The organism is Oceanobacillus sp. FSL K6-0251 (assembly GCF_038004725.1).
Taxonomy (GTDB): Bacteria; Bacillota; Bacilli; order Bacillales; family Amphibacillaceae; genus Oceanobacillus; species Oceanobacillus oncorhynchi.
The window spans coordinates 4,679,104-4,699,135 of record NZ_JBBORS010000001.1 but is presented as its reverse complement, the minus strand read 5'-3'; the positions used below and the strand labels follow the sequence as shown (position 1 = coordinate 4,699,135).

Sequence of the window (20,032 nt, the reverse complement as noted above, 5' to 3'; positions counted from 1 at the left end):
ATAATTACGCATTAACCGTCGGCTGATGTTCACCAGAACGGATAGCTTCCATATGGTGACAAGCTGCACGATGTCCGTCTTTCATACCTTCTGTATTACGCAGTTCAGGCACCTTTGTACGGCAGATGTCCGTGGCAAAAGGACAGCGTGTGTGGAAGCGGCAGCCTTCAGGAGGATCAATCGGAGAAGGCACATCTCCTTTTAGCGTAATACGTTCTTTTTTGGCTTCCAAATCCGTACTAGGGATAGCAGAAAGAAGTGCTTTCGTGTACGGATGCATGTTATTGGTAAATAATGATTTTTTATCAGCTATTTCAACAACTTTTCCTAAATACATTACTATAATACGGTCAGAAATGTGACGTACAACACCTAAATCATGTGAAATGAAAAGATAAGTCAGTTTAAATTCACGCTGCAGCTTTTTCAGCAGATTGATAACCTGTGCCTGAATAGACACATCAAGTGCTGACACAGCCTCATCAGCAATAATTAATTTCGGATCAACAGACAGTGCTCGGGCAATCCCGATACGCTGTCGCTGCCCGCCGCTGAACTCGTGTGGATGCCGGTCAATCTGGTGGGCGCCAAGGCCTACTGTCTCCATCAACTCCTTCACACGATCATTTCTTTCATGTTTAGGAACCGCATTTTGAATTTCCATTGCTTCGGTTAAAATTTGCCGGACAGTGTGGCGGGGATTAATCGATGCATATGGATCCTGAAAAATAATCTGCATATCTTTACGAAATTTATTCATTTCTTTTTTATTTAGCTCAAGAATATTTGTACCATCAAATTCTACTTTTCCATCAGTAGGTTCATCTAATCGGAGAACGGCTCGTCCGGTTGTCGATTTTCCACAGCCAGATTCTCCTACGATACTTAGTGTTTCTCCTTCATACACTTCAAAGGAGATATCGTCTACTGCCTTTACGTGATTGACGGTGCGTCCAAAAAACCCGCCTTTAATCGGAAAATATTGTTTTAAGTCATCTACTTTAAGAAGTACTTTTTGATTGTTCATGAACGTTCACCTCCGGATCTCCGTCCCATTCGTCAGAATAAATCCAGCAACGAATTTGATTACCCTCTTCATCCGTTTCTAAGTCAGGTAATTTATTTCGGCATAAATCGGTAGCAAATGGACATCTTGGCGCAAAACGGCAGCCCTGCGGCATATCGGCTGGACTTGGAACAGATCCTCTAATCACTGCTAAATCGCCATCTACGTCTTGGTCGTGTTGTGGAACAGATTGCATCAAACCAACGGTATATGGGTGTTTTGGTTCTGTAAATAAGGTCTTTTTATCGGTGAATTCGACCACTTTCCCGCAATACATAACGGCAACATAATCACACGTTTCTGCCACAACGCCGAGGTCATGGGTAATTAATAAAATACCCATGTCCAATTTTTCTTGCAATTCTTTCATTAAATCTAAAATCTGTGCTTGAATTGTTACATCCAATGCGGTTGTTGGTTCATCAGCAATCAATAGATCTGGGTTACAGGCAAGCGCGATTGCGATCATCACACGCTGGCGCATCCCTCCAGATAACTCAAATGGATACTGATTGATACGTTTTTCTGGGGAAGGAATTCCTACTAGCTTTAACATCTCAATGGATTTCTTTTTTGCTTCCTTTTTGCCAAGACCTTCGTGAATGCGGAATGATTCACTAATCTGCTGGCCGACCGTAAAGGTAGGGTTCAAGGAAGTCATTGGTTCCTGGAAAATCATTGATATTTCATTGCCTCGAATTTTGCGCATCTGTGCTTCGCTCTTATCTAAGAGGTTTTCTCCTTTGAAGAGAATTTCTCCACCTTTAATCTTACCTGGTTCTTCGATAAGACGGAGAATAGATAAGGAAGTAATACTTTTTCCGGAACCAGACTCTCCAACGACACCAAGTACTTTTCCTTTTGGAATATTAAAGGAAACACCATCTACAGCCTTTACTTCTAAATCTTTTGTGAAGAAAGAAGTCTGTAAATTTTTAATTTCTAGTATATTATCATATGAAGGGTTTGGTGCACCTGTCATAGTAAGCAGCTCCTTTCGAAATCTTGTAATGCAAGAATACTAATCTAAATCAATCCGTTTGTTCAAGAATCTGTAAGCAACATCGACAATTAAGTTTACAAGAATGAAGAGAAGAGATGCGACTAAAACGGTTCCTTGAACAACCGGGAAATCACGGGCTTGGATAGAATCGATAATCAATTTTCCCATTCCATTAACGGCGAATACAGACTCTGTTAATACGGCTCCGCCAAGAAGTCCGCCAAATTGTAATCCAACTACGGTAACAATAGGGATTAATGCATTCTTTAATGCATGTCTATAAATAACGATTTGTTCTTTTACCCCTTTGGCACGGGCGGTTCGAATATAATCTGAGCCGATAACATCCAGCATGCTGGAACGTGTCATACGTGCAATAATGGCAGCACTTCCTGTACCTAATGTGATTACAGGTAAGACAATTTGGCTGAAGCTTCCCCAGCCGGAAGGACTGAACCATGCTGTGTTATTAAAGAAAGGTACCCAGGATGGCAAATCAATTCCAATTGCAAACCACTGAATTAACATTAACCCAAGCCAAAAGTTAGGCATCGATAAACCAAATAAAGCGACAATCATAATAGTAGTATCGATGGCTGTATATTTACGTGTAGCAGAAATAATACCTGCAATTAATCCTAAAAAAACAGCTAAGATGGTACTATAGATGGCAAGCTCAACGGTTACCCAGAATCGGGCCCCAATTTCGGCTGAAACATCTCTACCGCTTCGCATAGAGGTTCCTAAGTCGCCTTGGACTGCACTGGTTACATAATTAAGATACTGCGTGGGTAAAGGGTCATTTAAACCTAATCGTTCTCTGATATTTTCAATTTGTTCCTGTGGTGCGCCTTCTCCAGCGATTACTTGTGCTGGATCACCCGGAACTAAATGCATCATGCTAAATACTAATATAGATACACCAATTAGGACGGGTATCGTTTGTAAAATACGTCGAATGATAAATTGAATCAAAATCGTTCACCTCTTTCTATTCTCTCGTTTTTGGATCAAATGCGTCACGTAATCCATCTCCAAGCATGTTAAATGCCAATACAGCTACGACAATAGCAAGCCCAGGAAATAACGCTACATGGGGTGCATTATATAAGTAATTTCGTCCATCACTTAACATGGCTCCCCATTCTGGTGTAGGAGGCTGTGCGCCCAATCCTAAGAAGGAAAGCCCCGCAGCTGACAGAATCGCTGTAGCAATACTTAACGTAGCCTGAACGATAATTGGAGAGGTGATATTAGGTAAAATATGTTTAAAAATAATTCTGGAATCACTGGCGCCCAGCGCTCTCATCGCATCAATATACTCCAGCTTTTTCACAGATAAAGTAGATCCACGAACAATTCTGGCAAATATCGGTACAGAGGAAACAGCAACCGCGATAACAACATTAACCATGCTTCCGCCTAAAACCGTAACGATCGTTAATGCTAATAGAATACTAGGGAATGCTAATAAAATATCCATGAAACGCATGATAATACTATCTATCCGTTTGCCGTAATAGCCTGCGATAATACCGAGAAATACGCCGGCAGTTGCTCCCAGTAAGATAGAGAAAAAACCTATCATCAGTGTTAATCCGGTGCCTTGGATTACCCTGCTGAATATATCTCTCCCAAAGTTATCTGTCCCAAACCAATGATCAGATGAAGGGGTAGCTAATTTATTGGTTACATCTTGATCGTATAGAGGGTCGTAGGGGGTTAAGTATGGGCCGATAAGAGCGATAATGATAAGTAAAATAATTAAAATTCCGCCGACAACAGCCGACTTATTTTTCTTCAGTTTATTAAAGACGCTTTTCCAGCTTTTAAGACGGGGATTAGGCTGCTTGACAGCTATCTCCGGCTTTTCAATATGTTCGTTTGAACGACTCATCGGTTTATTTCATCCTTTCTCTCGTGTTATAGGTCAGTCTCGATTATATCATGAAAAGACTTAGAGAAATATAAGTCATTTGAAAATCCTTAGAAAATGCATGGTTTTGGAAACTATCAAAAAACGGAAAGCGTTGGTATAAAAGGGTTTACACAATTGGATAAAAAAGGAAATTATTTAAATTCGTAAAAATAGATTTAATATGAAAATTGTCATTAGTTAAAAAAATGAAAGCGTTATCTTTTTGTTAATAAAATCATTTTTCTGTCATATTTTATGATTACTAGGAAGAATCGCGGGAAATCTTGTATAATGATACTAATTTAAATTTAGATGTCATTATACAGAGGTGAAAAATCATGAAAAAGAAATTAATTTGGAACCCTGCTAGATTTTTCTTTCATTATATAGGAACAGAAAAATTAGAAGCTCTTGCAAAGGAAGGATGGGTAGTAGAAAGGTTACGATTAGGCGGTCTGCTTTTTCAATTAACAGAAGATAAACCGAAAGAAGTACAATATCATCTGGAGTTTCAGCCTATTCAAAAGGTGGAGGAAGATACGCCGCCATTAGAAGAAGGTTGGGAGCTTGTCGATACAGTAGATTATACTCAAGTTTATCAAGGCTCATCGGAAGCGCTGCCGAAAGAAACGTCGTATGAACTGCTGCTGGGACAGTTGCGCCAAGAAGGGTATTCCCTCGGAAAATATACAATTATCTCAATTTTGTTTTTAGTGTCTTTCTTTATTTTACATATGAGAGCGGACTGGGCTTTGATACAAATGATTCTGCTAGGCGGGATAATGATGCTGTCCATCACAGCTATTTTGATGCTGACTTTATATATTGTAAATAAGTTCCGACAGCATAATTTAAAAAATATGTAATATCGTAGTTTCAATTGTAACAAAATGGTAATTTTTCAGAAATAAATGTTACCAATTGTAAAATAAGTGAAGCATTTAAAAGTATACAGAAGGAAAAGGCAGGAAACGTCGATTTATATGGAATAGAAGGAATTTATTGCTTAAAACTATTAGAATACCGTAAAATAAGCGGTTTGAGGTTTAATAGGAACTTAACTATAATTAGTATTGTTGCCTTGAAACAGGTAAATACATCTATGTGGATGCCATAAAATAAATGAGTCAATCGTTGGTTCATTTATTTTTAATTTCAGCATAAATGGTTCGGGAGTACCAAAGATTATTTTAATTTTAGAAGTACTACAAATCAAAACAAAATAGAGAGGTGATTATATGGCAGTAGTAGAAGCAAAAAACCTGTCTAAAATCTTTGGTAAAAATATCGGCCAATCTATCAAAATGTTAGATCAAGGTATGTCCAAAGAAGAAATACTGAAAAAGACAGGTAATACTGTCGGGGTCAATCGTGCCAGCTTTTCAGTTGAAGAAGGCGAAATATTCGTAATAATGGGGCTTTCCGGAAGTGGTAAGTCAACCCTGGTTCGATTAATAAATCGATTAATAGAGCCGAGCGAAGGATCTATTCTAATTGATGGAAAAGAACTGGCGACATTAGATAAAAAAGCATTAAGACAAGTACGTCGTGAAAAATTAGGAATGGTATTCCAGCAATTCGCACTTTTCCCGCACCGCACGATTTTACAGAACGCAGCGTTTGGTTTAGAGGTACAAGGAGTTGATAAATCGGAACGGGATAAAAAAGCGGAGGAATCCTTAAAGCTTGTTGGACTAGGTGATTATATGCATCAGAAGCCTGGCCAGTTATCAGGCGGTATGCAGCAGCGTGTAGGGCTGGCTCGTGCGCTAGCGAATGACCCAAAAGTATTATTAATGGATGAAGCTTTTTCTGCGCTTGATCCGCTTATCCGTAAAGAAATGCAGGATGAGCTGATTGATTTGCAATCCTCCATGAAGAAAACCATTGTCTTTATTACACATGACCTGGATGAAGCGCTTCGTTTAGGGGATCGTATTGCGTTAATGAAGGATGGAGCTATCGTTCAAATTGGAACTCCAGAAGAAATTCTGATGAATCCTGCGAATGATTACGTTGAGAAATTCGTAGAGGATGTGGACCGCTCGAAGATACTTACAGCAAGCCATATTATGAAGCGGCCGGAAACAATCAATATAGCGAAGCACGGTCCGCGCGCAGCATTAGAAAGAATGCGCAGGGAAGGTATTTCCAGCATTCTCGTAGTGGATGAAAACCGCCGTTTACAGGGCTATGTGACAGCAGATGACGCTTCTGAGGCACGTAAAAAAGAAATAACAGATATTAAAGAAATTTTACAAACAGATATTTTAAGAGTAACCCCAGACACACCAATGCAAGATATTTTCTCCATGATCTATGATACGCCGGTTCCCATTGCAGTTGTAGAAGATAACGGGCGGTTAAATGGAATTATTGTTCGCGGTGCTGTATTAGCCGCGCTTGCAAATGATGGTGAGGTGAACTTAAATGCTTGATTTTATTGATCAAATACCTTTATCCGAATGGACAGAGACTGCGACAGATTGGATTCAAGATACCTTTGCCTTTCTTTTTGAACCAATCAAAGATCATCTTGGTAATTTTATGGATTTTGTATCTTCAGATGTTCTAGCAGGTATTCCGCCAATTATATTTATCTTGATTGTTGCTGTAATTGCGTTCTTTGTTTCTGGTAAAAAACTTGGATTAGCTGTATTTTCTATCGTGGGTCTATGGTTTGTTTATAACCAGGGGTTATGGGATGCGCTGATGTCTACAGTAACATTGGTTATTTTAGCAAGTTTACTATCTGTCATTGTTGGTGTTCCTGTAGGAATATTAATGGCAAAAAGCAAAATTGCTAATACGATTTTTACACCAATTCTGGACTTTATGCAAACCATGCCGGCATTCGTATATTTGATCCCGGCAGTAGCTTTCTTCGGAATCGGGATGGTTCCTGGTGTATTCGCATCCCTAATTTTCGCGACACCGCCGACGGTCCGTTTTACAAACTTAGGGATTCGTCAGGTTTCTAAGGATTTAATTGAAGCATCTGATGCATTCGGTACGACCGGATCACAGAAACTATTTAAGGTAGAACTGCCTATGGCAAAAGGAACCATCATGGCTGGTATTAACCAAACAGTTATGCTTGCGCTGTCTATGGTTGTTATCGCGTCAATGATTGGTGCGCCGGGGCTTGGAAGTCAAGTGCTTTCTTCTCTTCAACGTGCGTCTGTCGGTACCGGATTTGTGGCTGGTATCGGAATCGTTATTTTAGCGATTATTATTGACCGTATTACACAAAATATGAATAAAGGAAAAGAATAAATTTGTGTGGCAATCTTTTTATGAGGGAGGCTATCCCCTCTCATGAAAAGTGTCTATATAGAAAACAAAATTTAAGAAAAGGGGAGTTTTAATTATGTCTAAATGGAGTCTTAAGCGTGCTGGACTTATCGGTTCATTAGCACTTGGACTAGTTGTTGCCGGCTGCGGAAGTGATGACAGCAATGGCGGAGATGATGATTCTGCAGAAGGCGGAGTAGAGGGAGACATTGATTTAGCCTATGTAGAATGGGATACGGAAGTAGCTTCCACACATGTTGTAGCTAAAGTATTAGAAGATGTAGGCTATGATGTTACAACGACACCGCTTGATAATGCGGTTATGTGGGAAGCTGTTGCAACTGGTGAAGCAGATGGGATGGTAGCTGCATGGTTACCTGGAACACATGCGGAACAATTCGAAGCTTATGGCGATCAAGTAGAACAGCTTGGACCTAACTTAGAAGGAGCAGCAATTGGTCTTGTTGTACCTGAATACATGGATGTAGATTCGATTGAAGATCTTACAGATGAAGCTGGTCAAACGATTACAGGTATTGAACCGGGTGCAGGTGTTGTAAACGCCGCAGAAAATGCTGTAGAAGAATATGATAATCTGGAAGACTGGACTGTACAGACTTCTTCCAGCGGTGCAATGGCAACAGAATTAGGTAATGCAATTGATAATGAAGATGATATTGTTGTAACTGGCTGGTCTCCGCATTGGAAATTCCAAGCCTATGATTTAAAATATCTTGATGATCCAGACGGCGTATTTGGTGAGGCAGAAACCATTGAAACAATGGTTCGTGAAGGACTGGAAGAGGACGCTCCAGAAGCATATCAAGTATTAGATAACTTCTATTGGGAAACAGATGACATGGAAGAAGTCATGCTGGCTATTAATGAAGGTGCTTCTCCAGAAGATGCAGCAGCTGACTGGGTAGAGGCTAATCAAGATAAGGTAGATGAATGGACAGAAGGTATTGAATAATTCATTTTGTCTGCTCAGAGAGGCAGCTCCAAATTGTATCGGGGCTGTCTTTTTCTGTGTTTATAGGTAAAATCCGAACTTTTCTTTGTTTTTCACTTTATCAAGTTTGTTTTTATTTAAAAAATACGATGAAAAAGGCAAATGAAGCGTATGATAACGTCAAAATGAAAAAGTAATGTTCGTGTTTTACATTGACGTGTTTTTTTTAAACTGATAAAATACTAAAAGGTAAGTAAAAAGCAAATGATGATAAGTAATTGTGCTGTTATGATGAATAAAAAATTCATGCAGGGCAAGAATCTTCATATATAAAATCAACCTTGGAGGTGCACGATGTCCTCAGTAGTAGTTGTAGGTACGCAATGGGGAGATGAAGGGAAAGGTAAAATTACTGATTTCTTATCTCAAAATGCAGAAGTAGTTGCTCGTTATCAAGGCGGAAATAACGCTGGTCATACGATAAAATTTGATGATGTAACATACAAGTTACATTTGATTCCATCTGGGATTTTCTTTAGCGAGAAGACATGTGTTCTTGGAAACGGAATGGTTATCGATCCTAAAGCATTTGTAGAAGAAGTTGCTTATTTACATGAGCGCAATGTTTCTACAGAAAATCTTCGTATCAGTAATCGTGCGCATGTGATTCTTCCCTATCACTTGAAGCTGGATATTCTTCAAGAGGAGGAAAAAGGCGAAAATAAAATCGGTACGACGAAAAAAGGAATCGGCCCTGCTTATATGGATAAAGCAGCACGTGTCGGTATCCGCATTGCTGATTTAATGGACAAAGAAGTATTCCACGGGAAATTAGTGCAGAACTTAAAAGAAAAGAATCGTTTATTCGAAAAAGTATATGAGTCTGACCCCATGCTGGTAGAAGATATTCTCGATGAATATTTTGAATATGGACAGCAAATGGCTCCTTATGTTGTAGATACATCGGTTGTGTTAAACGATGCAATTGATGAAGGAAAACGTGTCCTGTTCGAAGGCGCACAAGGGGTTATGCTTGATATTGACCAAGGTACGTATCCATTTGTAACATCTTCTAACCCGATTGCCGGCGGTGTAACTATCGGTTCTGGTGTAGGGCCTTCCAAAATCAATCATGTCGTAGGTGTGTCAAAAGCATATACAACACGCGTTGGTGATGGTCCTTTCCCAACAGAATTACATGATGAAATAGGAAACCAAATTCGTGAAATTGGCCGTGAGTATGGTACAACAACAGGCCGTCCGCGCCGTGTAGGCTGGTTTGATAGCGTTGTTGTCCGTCATGCCCGCCGTGTGAGCGGAATTACAGATTTATCTCTCAACTCAATTGATGTATTAACAGGTATTGAAACATTGAAAATCTGTGTTGCCTATCGCTACAAAGGGGAAGTCATCAAAGAATTCCCGGCAAGCTTAAAAGCATTAGCAGAATGTGAACCGGTATATGAAGAAATGCCAGGCTGGACAGAGGATATTACCGGAGTGAAGACATTGGATGAACTTCCAGCCAATGCGCGCCACTACCTAGAGCGGATTTCTCAGCTGACAGAAATTCCATTATCCATCTTCTCTGTAGGCCCAGATCGTTCGCAGACAAATGTCGTAAGAAGCGTGTACCGTCCATAATAAACTAAGAAATGTATTAAAAAAGAGCTGATGATGAAAATCAGCTCTTTTTTGCATGTGAAGAAACTGTAAAGAATTTAAGGAAAAATCATATCCAAATTCCCCCAATCTCTATCTTTCTGTTCTGCCTACAAGACATAAACGCGAATTTACGTTAAAATAGAAGGAAGCAATTTGTCTAGAAAATCAGGTTGTATAAAGAATTGCAATTATAGGTTAACTGATTTCATGTTATACTTTCGTTATTTACAATAAAGAGAAAATGAGATTTTAAAATATAAACTGGCGGGAGAAAAAGCCGGGGACATCTAAGAAAAAATATTTTTAGGGGCAGTAAGCCTACCCCTATGAAATTATGGAAGCGCCTCTCACTTATCTGTCTCCCTGTATGGATAATAAAGAATTATAACTAAAAAAAGGATGTGCAAGCAATGAGTCAAAAAATATTAGTTGTCGATGATGAACAGCCAATTGCTGATATATTACAATTTAATTTAGAAAAAGAAGGATACCAGGTAGTGGTAGCGAATGATGGCGATACTGCAATTGAACTTGCAGAAACAGAGCGTCCTAATCTTATTCTATTGGATATTATGCTTCCTGGAAAAGACGGAAATGAAGTATTGCGTGAGGTACGTAAAACACAAAGTGTCCCTGTGATTATGCTGACTGCAAAAGATGCTGAAATCGATAAGGTGCTCGGATTAGAGCTTGGTGCAGACGATTATGTGACCAAACCATTCAGTAATCGTGAATTAATTGCGCGCGTGAAAGCAAATCTGCGTCGTGAAAATGTACCTGCAGAGGAGCCGTCAAAAACAACCAAGGATATTGTGATTGGCGATTTAGTCGTCCATCCCGATGCATATGTTGTTTCCCGCAAAGGCGTAGAGATTGAATTAACTCACCGTGAATTTGAATTATTACATTATTTAGCACGCCATATTGGACAAGTTATGACACGTGAACACTTATTGGAAACCGTATGGGGCTATGATTATTTTGGTGATGTGCGTACGGTTGATGTAACGGTTCGCCGTCTGCGTGAAAAAATTGAAGAAAATCCTAGCAACCCATTATGGATTGTCACAAGAAGAGGTGTCGGCTATTATTTGCGCAGTCCTGAACAGGAGTAAGGCAATATGAATAAAGTTGGTTTTTTTAGATCAATCCAGTTAAAGTTTATTATTATTTATATCCTTCTGTTGATTTTAGCTGTACAGGTTATCGGCTCTTTTTTTACACAACGGCTAGAACAAGAATTAACGGATACGTTTAAGGCATCGATCACGGAGCGTGTGGAGATGTTGAGCTATAATCTGGAACAAGCTTTTGCGAGAGAGCGTTCGGAAGACGAGCCGAGTTTAGAGCAGGAAATTCAATCCATCATTGATGATGTGAATACCGAGAATGTAGCGACAACCATTTATGTTTATGATCGTCAGGGCAGGATTCTCGGGACAAACCAGATTGATGAGCAGGGAGAGGTCGGCAAGAAATCTACAGATATCGATGTACAGAATACGATCTTTTTTGAACAATCCCAGCGGAGTACGTATTTTGACCGGCAAACCGACAGCAGAGTGCATGTCCATGTGGAGCCGCTGATTGGAAATGGAGAGGCAGTTGGAGCGGTGCAGTTCACTGCTTCTTTGGAAGAGGTCTATGACCAAATCGAAGGAATCAATAATATCTTCCTGCAGGGTTCTGTTTTGGCGATAAGTATCTCTGCCATCCTCGGGGTACTCGTGGCGCGTACAATTACCAAGCCAATCAAGGAAATGCGTGAGCAAGCACTGATTATGTCGAATGGAGACTTCACACAAAAACTGGACGTCTATGGACGGGATGAAATTGGACAGCTTGCCGAAACCTTTAATGATTTAAATAGCAGGCTGAAGCATTCTTACGCTACGATTGAAGAAGAGCGAAGGAAGCTGAGCTCTGTTCTTTCGTATATGAGTGACGGGGTAATCGCAACCGATCAGACGGGAGCAGTCACATTGATGAATGATGCTGCGGCCAGAATGATTGGCTCCAATCCGGATGATATGATTGGAGATGATCTCATCGATGTGCTTAACCTGGAAGAGAAAATCGTCGATATTAGCAAGCTGTCCGACAGCGGTTCGATGATTATCGATTTCAGTGATGAAGAAACACCGTTTATCATACGTGCAAACTTTTCGACAGTTGTGGATGAGGAAGAAGAAGTGACAGGGTTTATTACTGTTATCAGCGATGTTACGGAGCAGGAGAAAATGGAACAAGAGCGAAGAGACTTTGTATCGAATGTATCTCATGAACTCCGCACGCCGCTGACGACCATGAAAAGCTACTTAGAAGCATTGTCTGACGGTGCTTGGGAAAATAAAGAAATTGCGCCGCGCTTTTTAGAGGTTACACAGAAGGAAACGGACCGGATGATCCGGATGGTAAATGATCTGCTGCAGCTGTCTAAAATGGATTCAGATGAATTGCCGATGCATAAGGAAAGAACAGAATTCATGGGTTATGTACATCAGGTCCTCGATCGTTATGAAATGAATTTGCCGGAAACGATTACGCTGGAGCGCCAGATACCAAAAGGAAAATCGTTTGTATGGATGGACCGGGATAAGGTAACACAGGTATTTGATAATATTATTACCAATGCTTTTAAATACTCGCCAGAAGGTGGAAAAGTGCGTGTGAATCTGGATGTAAGACGTCATATGGTCATTATCAGTATTCAGGATGAAGGAATGGGGATTCCATATGACAAGCTCGATAAAATATTTGATCGTTTCTACCGCGCCGACCGCGCTAGAACAAGAAAATTTGGCGGAACCGGTCTTGGTTTAGCAATTACAAAAGAACTTGTAGAGGCTCATCATGGAAAGATTTGGGCCCAAAGTAAAGAAGGACGCGGTACGACAATCCTATTTACCTTGCCACTCATGGGCTCGAAGCGGGGGAGAGGCAGATGAAATTAGAGACTGCAAAATCATTATTGCTGATTATTTTAATAGGAACGAGTCTGGTTCTCACGTTCGGGATGTGGAATTATCAGGCGGAATACAGGCCATTAAACGATGTCGAATCGATTGATGAAGTGGATCTGGGCGGTGAAGAACAGGAGATAAGTGATCTTGTAAAGCCGAATGATGTGGTTTTTAAAATGAACGGCGAATTCTCCAGCTATAAGGAACCAGAGGATAGTATGCAGTTTTTTGAAGATATCCGGCAATGGGAATTGACGGATATACAAAGGAATGATTTAGAAGAAGACACTGAATCTGGTGCAGAAGTAGAAATTATTTTCCCGACGGAGGTCCCGTTATCTTTGTTCGATACGATCTTAAATGTCGACAGTACATTGACGAATAACACCAATTTCTATGTGGATCGATTTTCTATCGAGCTGCAGGAAGAGGAAGAGGTTTTACACGTTCAATTTGTTTCAGCAGACAGGGAAGAAGTTGTGGAAGGTACGATCTACTCCAGAACGAGCTATGACGAGCTGCTGTCGATATTTGGGGAGCTGACGGAAGATGAGTATGAGGAAAAACAGTTATTGACCGATGCAGCCAGAGATATTTATATTCCAAAGGAAAAGAAAGCATTAACGTCTTATACGTATACCTTCGACTCCATTGAAGCGGTCGATATCAGAAATATTATGTTCAGCAACCCGAATGTAGTCAGTGTATCAGAGACAGCTCCTGGATCGATTATGTATCGGACAGATAATAGACAATTAAATATTGCCGGCTACGGGATGCGGTTTATTGATGTTGCGGAAAGAAATACGGAGCAGGTGGATAACAGCGTTTTACAACAAAGCTTAAATAATATTAACGCACATCGAGGCTTTACAGGAGATTATCGCTTAGAAGGCTTTACAGAAGATAGTATTGCTTACCGGATGTATCAATTTGAATATCCTGTTGTGAATAATTCATATATGGATTTATCTACCATCTATCAGGAATGGCAAAATGATCAATTAAGCAAATATAATCGTTCTCTGGTATCGCTCAATACCGTGGTCAATACCTCGGAAAAAGAGTTGAGGAGCGGCGAAGAGATTATGAACAGCATTCAGCAAAATGAAAATACAGCAGATATCCAAGATGTTCAGATTGCCTACCGTTTAACGATTGAAACCGATGATAATGGAGATTATGTGCTTTTAGAGCCTAATTGGTATCAGAAAGTAAATAACAGCTGGTCAGTGGTACCAGAGCCAAATACAAACACACAGCAAAACTTAGAAGGAGGAAGTTGAGAATGCAATGGTCACATATTAAAACGCTGTTTATTCTCAGTTTCCTTGTCTTAAATATTTATTTGCTATTTCAATTTATTGATAAGCAGCAGGATATGGATATTCCAGAGCTGGAGGTTAATGATTTGAATCTGGACGAGCAGCTGGATCAAGAAAATATTACTGTTTCTGCAGACACTGATTTTGAAGTTCCTGAGCTGAGCTATATTTCATCCACTCAAAAGGAATTTACCCAAACGGAAATCAGGGAATTAAATGATATAGATGATATCGATGCGGCGAAGAGTGTGGATAATAAGTTATTAACCGTGGAATTTTCTTCACCATTGGAGATTCCAGAAAATTTGGAGCGGAACGAGCTGTCTGATTTGGTCAGCCCGTATGTTTTAGATGCTTCTGAATTCAGTTTTGGCACATGGAATCATGATTTAAATATTATCGTCTTCTATCAAAATAAAGAAGGATACCCGCTTTATTTAAATCAGCATGCAATGCTCACCTTCTATTTGAATGATGACAGAGAGATTACGCATTATACGCAAACGATGGTCGGTGACGCAAGTACACAGGGGAGCACCAGCTTAAATACACCTAAGATTGCCATTGGTACGCTTCTTCATAATCGCTTTTTAAATGCCGAAGAAGAAGTGACAAATGTCACGTACGGGTATTATTCCAGAATTGATGAAGAAGGAGAAGGGACGCAGGTGTTTGCACCCACATACAAAATCACGGTAGCTGAAGAAGATGAGGAAAATGATTATTTTGTCAATGCTGCAGAGTCCTTTACGTATCCGGGAAATTATACGGAATATTTTACAACAAAGATGTTTGAGGAAAATTATTTACAAAAGCTTTATTCCATGTCGGAGGATGATGAGGAAATAGCGGATGACCTAATTTCCATTATAGAGGATAAGATTGAGCCTTATAGGAGTGAGCCAGAATGAGTTTACGTTTTAGTGTGCTTGCCTCAGGCAGCACAGGCAACGCCTTTTATATCGAAACAGAACAACAGCGTTTACTAGTAGACGCCGGATTAAGCGGAAAAAAGATGGACGGGCTGTTTAAGGGAATTGATGTCGATCCGTCACGTCTTGACGGGATTCTGGTAACACATGAGCATAGCGACCACATTAAAGGTCTGGGCATTTTTGCGCGAAAGTATCAGCTGCCCATCTATGCAAATGAAAAAACATGGCAGGCAATGGAGTCTTCTCTCGGAAAGCTGACCATCGACCAAAAATTTCAGTTTGATATGGGATCCGTTCGAAGCTTTGGAGATATCGAGGTCGAATCATTCGGTGTGTCTCATGATGCGGCAGAGCCAATGTTTTACACCTTCCGCAATAACGGACAGAAAGTAGCGCTTGTGACGGATTTAGGATACGTATCCGAACGTATTAAAAAAACGGTCGAGGACGCAGACGCTTATATTTTTGAAGCAAATCATGATGTGGAGATGCTTAGGATGGGACGCTATCCATGGAATGTAAAACGACGCATCTTAGGAGACTCCGGACATATTTCCAATGAGGATTCCGGGCTTGCTTTAACCGATGTTATTTCTAACCGTACGAAGCGGATTTACCTGGCTCACCTGAGTCTGGATAATAATATGAAAGACCTGGCGCGTATGTCTGTCAATCAAGTTCTGACCGAGCGCGGAATCGATGTAGAGCTGCATGACACTGATCCGGAAGCGCCAACGCCATTATATGATGTCGGCGCTGTAACTGAGCGTGTATAAAGAAAATAAAGTAATGATCAAAGATACAGAGGTCTGTAATGGGATAAAAATTTCATTTGTGCATAAACTGAAATTAATTCCCTCTTGCAGACCTCTGTTTTGAATTCTGGAGGCTGAGCTCGGAGCCCATGGAAAGCGTAGTGTATTTCTGTAGCGGTCGCTTACAGCAAATTTATATCTAGTATGTTACCGATAGACTTTGGTGAAGAGCAGAATTAATAAAGAGCAATTTTGTGTTAGTAATAAATGTATTTAGGGAATATGTAGGTAGATGAATCGATAAGGAGAAGGATATATGGAATATAATGACCAACCGAATCAGCCGCAGCCAGGACCGGATAAAAAGAATAAAGGAAAATGGCTTATCCCCTTACTGCTAGGTATTATTATTGGCGGAATCCTCGTGTTGCTTATAAATCCTGATTTTCTTCGTAATGAGAATACAGCGCAAATCAGCCCTGCTGGTGAAGAAGAAAACAATGAGAACGCTGACAGTAACGGGATTTTGGAAGACCAGCCGATGCAGGTAGATGTTTCTACTCAGCTGACAGAGATTATTGAACAAGTAACCCCCGCAGTAGTTGGTATAACCAATATTCAGCAGAATGTTTCTTGGGGAGCCGAAGCGGATGGGATTGAGGCCGGAACAGGATCAGGCGTCATTTATAAGGTAGAAGACGGAGAAACCTATATTGTGACGAACCACCATGTTATTGAAGATGCGGACAGCGTAGAAGTGATTTTGCATGATGAGACACATATGGAAGCAGAAATCATCGGCAGTGATTTATTTACAGATTTAGCAGTACTTAAAATGGATAATGAGAATGAAGATACGCCAATGGAAATCGGAACCTCCGAGAGTTTGAAGGTAGGCGAACCGGCCATTGCTATCGGAAACCCGCTGGGAGCATACTTATCAAGCACTGTTACGCAGGGCGTCATCAGCGGGATGGAGCGCACCATTCCAATGGATTTTAACTTTGACGGGCAGCCCGATTGGCAGGCTGAAGTTATCCAGACAGACGCAGCGATTAACCCGGGAAATAGCGGTGGAGCATTGATAAATTTATACGGGCAATTGATTGGTATTAATTCCATGAAAATTAACGAGGAAGCAGTAGAAGGAATTGGTTTTGCCATTCCAATCGACAGTGCCATTCCTGTGATTCAGGAATTAGAGGAGAATGGAGAAGTCGTCCGTCCATTCTTAGGTGTAGAAATCTATTCGATTGAGGAGCTGCCTCAATATGAATGGAGAAACACATTGCAGTTGCCGGTGGAAGTTGAGGGCGGTGTGTATGTATGGAGCGTAGAAAACTTATCCCCAGCTGATGAAGCAGGTATTCAACAATATGATGTCATCGTCGCATTGGATGGTGTGCCTGTGCATAACACGATTGACCTGCGGAAAATCCTTTACGAAGAGAAAGAGGTTGGAGAAGTCGTAACCATTGATTATTACAGGGACGGCGAGTTAATGCAGACAGAGTTGGAATTAGAAATTCAATAAAAGCTAGAAAAGAATGGATGAAAGGGTATCCATTCCTTTTTTAGTTTTTATCCACAGAAATATAGAATTATGCACAAACAGTGGATAATAAAAGAATAAGATTCTATATTTGGTGTGGAAAATATGTTCCTATACTATATAACTGCGAACATTTGTGCATATGTGGATATAATTGTGGATAAATGCAGTTTGTCCATAAGCTATAAACAGGATTTTTGAATTACACAGATGTTGTCCACAATTTGGGTGTGGGAAAGTTACGTGAAGGCTTCTTTTTCATTTCGCTGAGACCAGAGAAAGATGAGCAGTATAAGTAACGTCAGATCTAATCGCGAAGCAAAAAGAAATGCGAATATCCCGTCCCCTGTCAGAATAGGAAGCTTGGTGAAAAAGAGTGCGCCAAGCATAATAAAAATCAATGGAATAAGACTTATGTGGATAAATATTCTGCCGATTAATAACATCCCCGCCATCACTTCAAACAGAGCTACAAAGAAATAAACAAAATTGGATAAAGGCACGCCCATTTGTTCAAAACTGCTGACCATCGAAAGGTCCACAAATTTCATCAGCCCGGAAACTAGAAATACAAATCCCACTACATAGCAAATAAGCTTCATTGGTTTCATGTGAAACATCCTCCTTTTTTAAATGGTATGCAGGGGAAAGGACAAACTTTCCCAAGAATCTGGAGAAAAGCATATTGTTTTCATAAGCGATTAACTATATAATTCATTCATATGCGCTTTAGCTTTTTATAAAAAAGAAGAGGAGGAGGATAAGTATGCTGCGTCAATTTTTTTCATACTATAAACCGCATAAGCGGTTATTTATTATAGATTTTTCAGCTGCAGTGATTGTAGCGCTGATGGAATTAGCCTTTCCGGTAGCGGTTCAGTGGTTTATCGATCAATTATTACCTGGCCAAGACTGGAATGCCATTGTTGTTATATCGATTTTACTGCTGATTGTGTATATTATCAGTACGTATTTGCAATATGTGGTTTCCTATTTAGGGCATAAATTGGGAATCAATATCGAAACAGATATGCGCCGTGATTTATTTTATCAGGTTCAGAGACAATCCTTTCATTTCTTTGATAATACGAAAACAGGCCATATCATGAGCCGTATTACGAATGATTTATTTGATCTGGGAGAGCTTGCCCATCACGGCCCGGAGGATTTCTTTATTTCCATCATGACATTTTTAGGTGCTTTCTTTATTATGTTCACCATTAATCCAGTTTTAGCACTGATTGTTCTTATTACCGTACCTATCCTGATATTCCTTATTACATTTGGAAATATTCGTATGAATAAGGCGTGGAGAAAAATGTATGCAAATATTGCAGGAGTCAATGCAAGAATAGAGGATGCTGTTTCTGGTGTACGTGTCGTACAATCCTTTACAAATGAAGAATTCGAAAAGCAGCGTTTTCAGGAGAATAATGAAAAGTTTCGCCTTGTAAAGGTTGGAGCATATAAAGTAATGGGTATCGTCCATTCGAATATTTTTCTGCTGATGCGTTTAATGACACTGCTTGTACTTGTTGTAGGGGCCTGGTTCACTTATACAGATCGCCTCAGCTATGGAGAATTAGTCAGCTTTATCTTGTTCGTGAATGTATTAACGACACCAATCAATAAAATTACAGCACTCTTAGAGCTATATCCCAAAGGAATGGCCGGCTTTAAACGTTTCTCAGATATGATGGCAATCAACCCGGATGTCGAGGACAAGCCGGATGCCGAAGCAGTCAGTGAATTAAAAGGGGATATCGGTTTTGATCAAGTCAGCTTCAGCTACGATAAAACGAAAAAACCGGTATTGAACGATATCAGCTTTGATATTCATCATGGAGAGACGGTTGCTTTTGTCGGACCGTCTGGAGCTGGAAAAACAACGATTTCCGCATTGATTCCAAGATTTTATGATGTGACAGATGGAGCGATTACGATTGATGGAATGGATATTCGTGATATGACGAAGGAATCTCTCCGCAGTAAAATCGGTGTCGTACAGCAGGATGTATTTCTGTTTACAGGAACCCTGCGGGAGAATATTGCGTATGGAAACCTGGAAGCAACTGATGAAGAAATCGAACTTGCAGCTAAACGTGCACATATGGAGGATTTTATTAAGGAGCTTCCAGATGGCTATGAGACACAGGTTGGAGAAAGAGGCTTAAAGCTGTCAGGAGGACAAAAGCAGCGGATTGCAATAGCGCGGATGTTCTTAAAAAATCCGCCAATTCTTATTTTGGACGAAGCAACCTCGGCGCTGGATACAGAGACAGAAATGATTATTCAAAAAGCATTGAACGAGCTGGCCGCCAACCGGACGACAATTGTGATTGCCCATCGTCTTGCTACGATTAAAGAAGCAGACCGTATTATGGTGGTAACGAAAAATGGGATTGAAGAAGAAGGAACGCACGAAGAACTCCTGCAGAAAAAAGGTATCTTTGCTCATCTGCACGGTGTTCAAATGAAATAGCAGAACAGGCTGTGCCAACCGCAGCCTGTTTTTTTAGCGTATTGTCTTCATTTCCCGGGAAATAAATACATCTGTCTTCTGATTAGCATAAAAACATAAAAATAACACAAGCTAAGGCTAAT

General features: G+C 40.3%; 17 protein-coding genes. 12 read left to right on the top strand and 5 right to left on the bottom strand.

The features are described from left to right. Positions 1 to 4: 4 nt before the first annotated feature. The 4 genes from MKY45_RS22790 to MKY45_RS22775 are packed head-to-tail and all read right to left on the bottom strand — an operon-like array spanning position 5 to position 3,966. Positions 5 to 1,027, bottom strand: a complete 1,023-nt coding sequence (locus tag MKY45_RS22790; RefSeq protein WP_042528714.1) for an ABC transporter ATP-binding protein — start codon at positions 1,025 to 1,027, stop codon at positions 5 to 7. Next, on the bottom strand, positions 1,002 to 2,048 hold the full coding sequence (locus tag MKY45_RS22785) for an ABC transporter ATP-binding protein (protein ID WP_042528716.1): 1,047 nt from the start codon (positions 2,046 to 2,048) through the stop codon (positions 1,002 to 1,004). The genes MKY45_RS22790 and MKY45_RS22785 overlap by 26 nt, the downstream gene beginning before the upstream one ends. 39 nt (positions 2,049 to 2,087) lie before the next feature. Next, entirely contained in the window at positions 2,088 to 3,044 is a 957-nt protein-coding gene (locus MKY45_RS22780; protein WP_042528717.1) for an ABC transporter permease, read from the bottom strand. 16 nt (positions 3,045 to 3,060) lie between these two features. Further along, positions 3,061 to 3,966, bottom strand: coding sequence for an ABC transporter permease (locus MKY45_RS22775; protein ID WP_042528720.1), 906 nt, complete (start codon positions 3,964 to 3,966; stop codon positions 3,061 to 3,063). Between the two features lie 359 nt (positions 3,967 to 4,325). Here MKY45_RS22775 and MKY45_RS22770 point away from each other — a divergent pair, with 359 nt between their 5' ends. The 11 genes from MKY45_RS22770 to MKY45_RS22720 all read left to right on the top strand — a co-directional run bounded on the left by MKY45_RS22770 (position 4,326) and on the right by MKY45_RS22720 (position 17,410). Next, entirely contained in the window at positions 4,326 to 4,853 is a 528-nt protein-coding gene (locus tag MKY45_RS22770) for a DUF2812 domain-containing protein (protein ID WP_256705435.1), read from the top strand. 372 nt (positions 4,854 to 5,225) lie between these two features. Then, entirely contained in the window at positions 5,226 to 6,425 is a 1,200-nt protein-coding gene (locus tag MKY45_RS22765; protein ID WP_256705433.1) for a quaternary amine ABC transporter ATP-binding protein, read from the top strand. Further along, the gene (locus MKY45_RS22760; protein WP_042528727.1) at positions 6,418 to 7,263 is read left to right on the top strand and encodes an ABC transporter permease; all 846 of its coding nucleotides are present in this window, start codon (positions 6,418 to 6,420) and stop codon (positions 7,261 to 7,263) included. Before MKY45_RS22765 ends, MKY45_RS22760 begins: the two co-directional genes overlap by 8 nt. 94 nt (positions 7,264 to 7,357) lie before the next feature. Continuing rightward, the gene (locus MKY45_RS22755; RefSeq protein ID WP_341173451.1) at positions 7,358 to 8,254 is read left to right on the top strand and encodes a glycine betaine ABC transporter substrate-binding protein; all 897 of its coding nucleotides are present in this window, start codon (positions 7,358 to 7,360) and stop codon (positions 8,252 to 8,254) included. 333 nt (positions 8,255 to 8,587) lie between these two features. Further along, positions 8,588 to 9,877 (top strand): adenylosuccinate synthase, encoded by a 1,290-nt coding sequence (locus MKY45_RS22750; protein WP_256705432.1) that lies wholly within the window; start codon positions 8,588 to 8,590, stop codon positions 9,875 to 9,877. A gap of 431 nt (positions 9,878 to 10,308) precedes the next feature. Continuing rightward, a complete protein-coding gene (gene yycF, locus MKY45_RS22745; protein ID WP_042528733.1) occupies positions 10,309 to 11,013 on the top strand; it encodes a response regulator YycF in 705 nt (234 codons plus the stop codon). Between the two features lie 6 nt (positions 11,014 to 11,019). Next, positions 11,020 to 12,846 (top strand): cell wall metabolism sensor histidine kinase WalK, encoded by a 1,827-nt coding sequence (gene walK, locus MKY45_RS22740; RefSeq protein WP_042528735.1) that lies wholly within the window; start codon positions 11,020 to 11,022, stop codon positions 12,844 to 12,846. Beyond that, positions 12,843 to 14,147 (top strand): YycH family regulatory protein, encoded by a 1,305-nt coding sequence (locus MKY45_RS22735; protein ID WP_042528737.1) that lies wholly within the window; start codon positions 12,843 to 12,845, stop codon positions 14,145 to 14,147. The genes walK and MKY45_RS22735 overlap by 4 nt, the downstream gene beginning before the upstream one ends. Before the next feature lie 2 nt (positions 14,148 to 14,149). Further along, positions 14,150 to 15,097 (top strand): two-component system regulatory protein YycI, encoded by a 948-nt coding sequence (locus tag MKY45_RS22730; protein WP_256705429.1) that lies wholly within the window; start codon positions 14,150 to 14,152, stop codon positions 15,095 to 15,097. Next, on the top strand, positions 15,094 to 15,897 hold the full coding sequence (locus MKY45_RS22725; protein ID WP_042528741.1) for an MBL fold metallo-hydrolase: 804 nt from the start codon (positions 15,094 to 15,096) through the stop codon (positions 15,895 to 15,897). The genes MKY45_RS22730 and MKY45_RS22725 overlap by 4 nt, the downstream gene beginning before the upstream one ends. Positions 15,898 to 16,192: 295 nt before the next feature. Further along, positions 16,193 to 17,410: a S1C family serine protease gene (locus MKY45_RS22720; protein ID WP_042528743.1), complete on the top strand. Its 1,218-nt coding sequence runs from the start codon at positions 16,193 to 16,195 to the stop codon at positions 17,408 to 17,410. A 257-nt stretch (positions 17,411 to 17,667) separates the two neighbouring features. Here the strand turns inward: MKY45_RS22720 and MKY45_RS22715 are convergent, their stop codons facing one another. Beyond that, the gene (locus tag MKY45_RS22715) at positions 17,668 to 18,039 is read right to left on the bottom strand and encodes a DoxX family protein (RefSeq protein ID WP_042528745.1); all 372 of its coding nucleotides are present in this window, start codon (positions 18,037 to 18,039) and stop codon (positions 17,668 to 17,670) included. Positions 18,040 to 18,194: 155 nt separating this feature from the next. On the opposite strand from MKY45_RS22715, the gene MKY45_RS22710 reads away from it, so the two are divergent. Further along, positions 18,195 to 19,910 carry an ABC transporter ATP-binding protein gene (locus tag MKY45_RS22710; protein ID WP_341173450.1) on the top strand — a complete coding sequence of 572 codons (1,716 nt, stop codon included), beginning with the start codon at positions 18,195 to 18,197 and terminating at the stop codon, positions 19,908 to 19,910. The last annotated feature ends 122 nt before the right edge of the window (positions 19,911 to 20,032 follow it).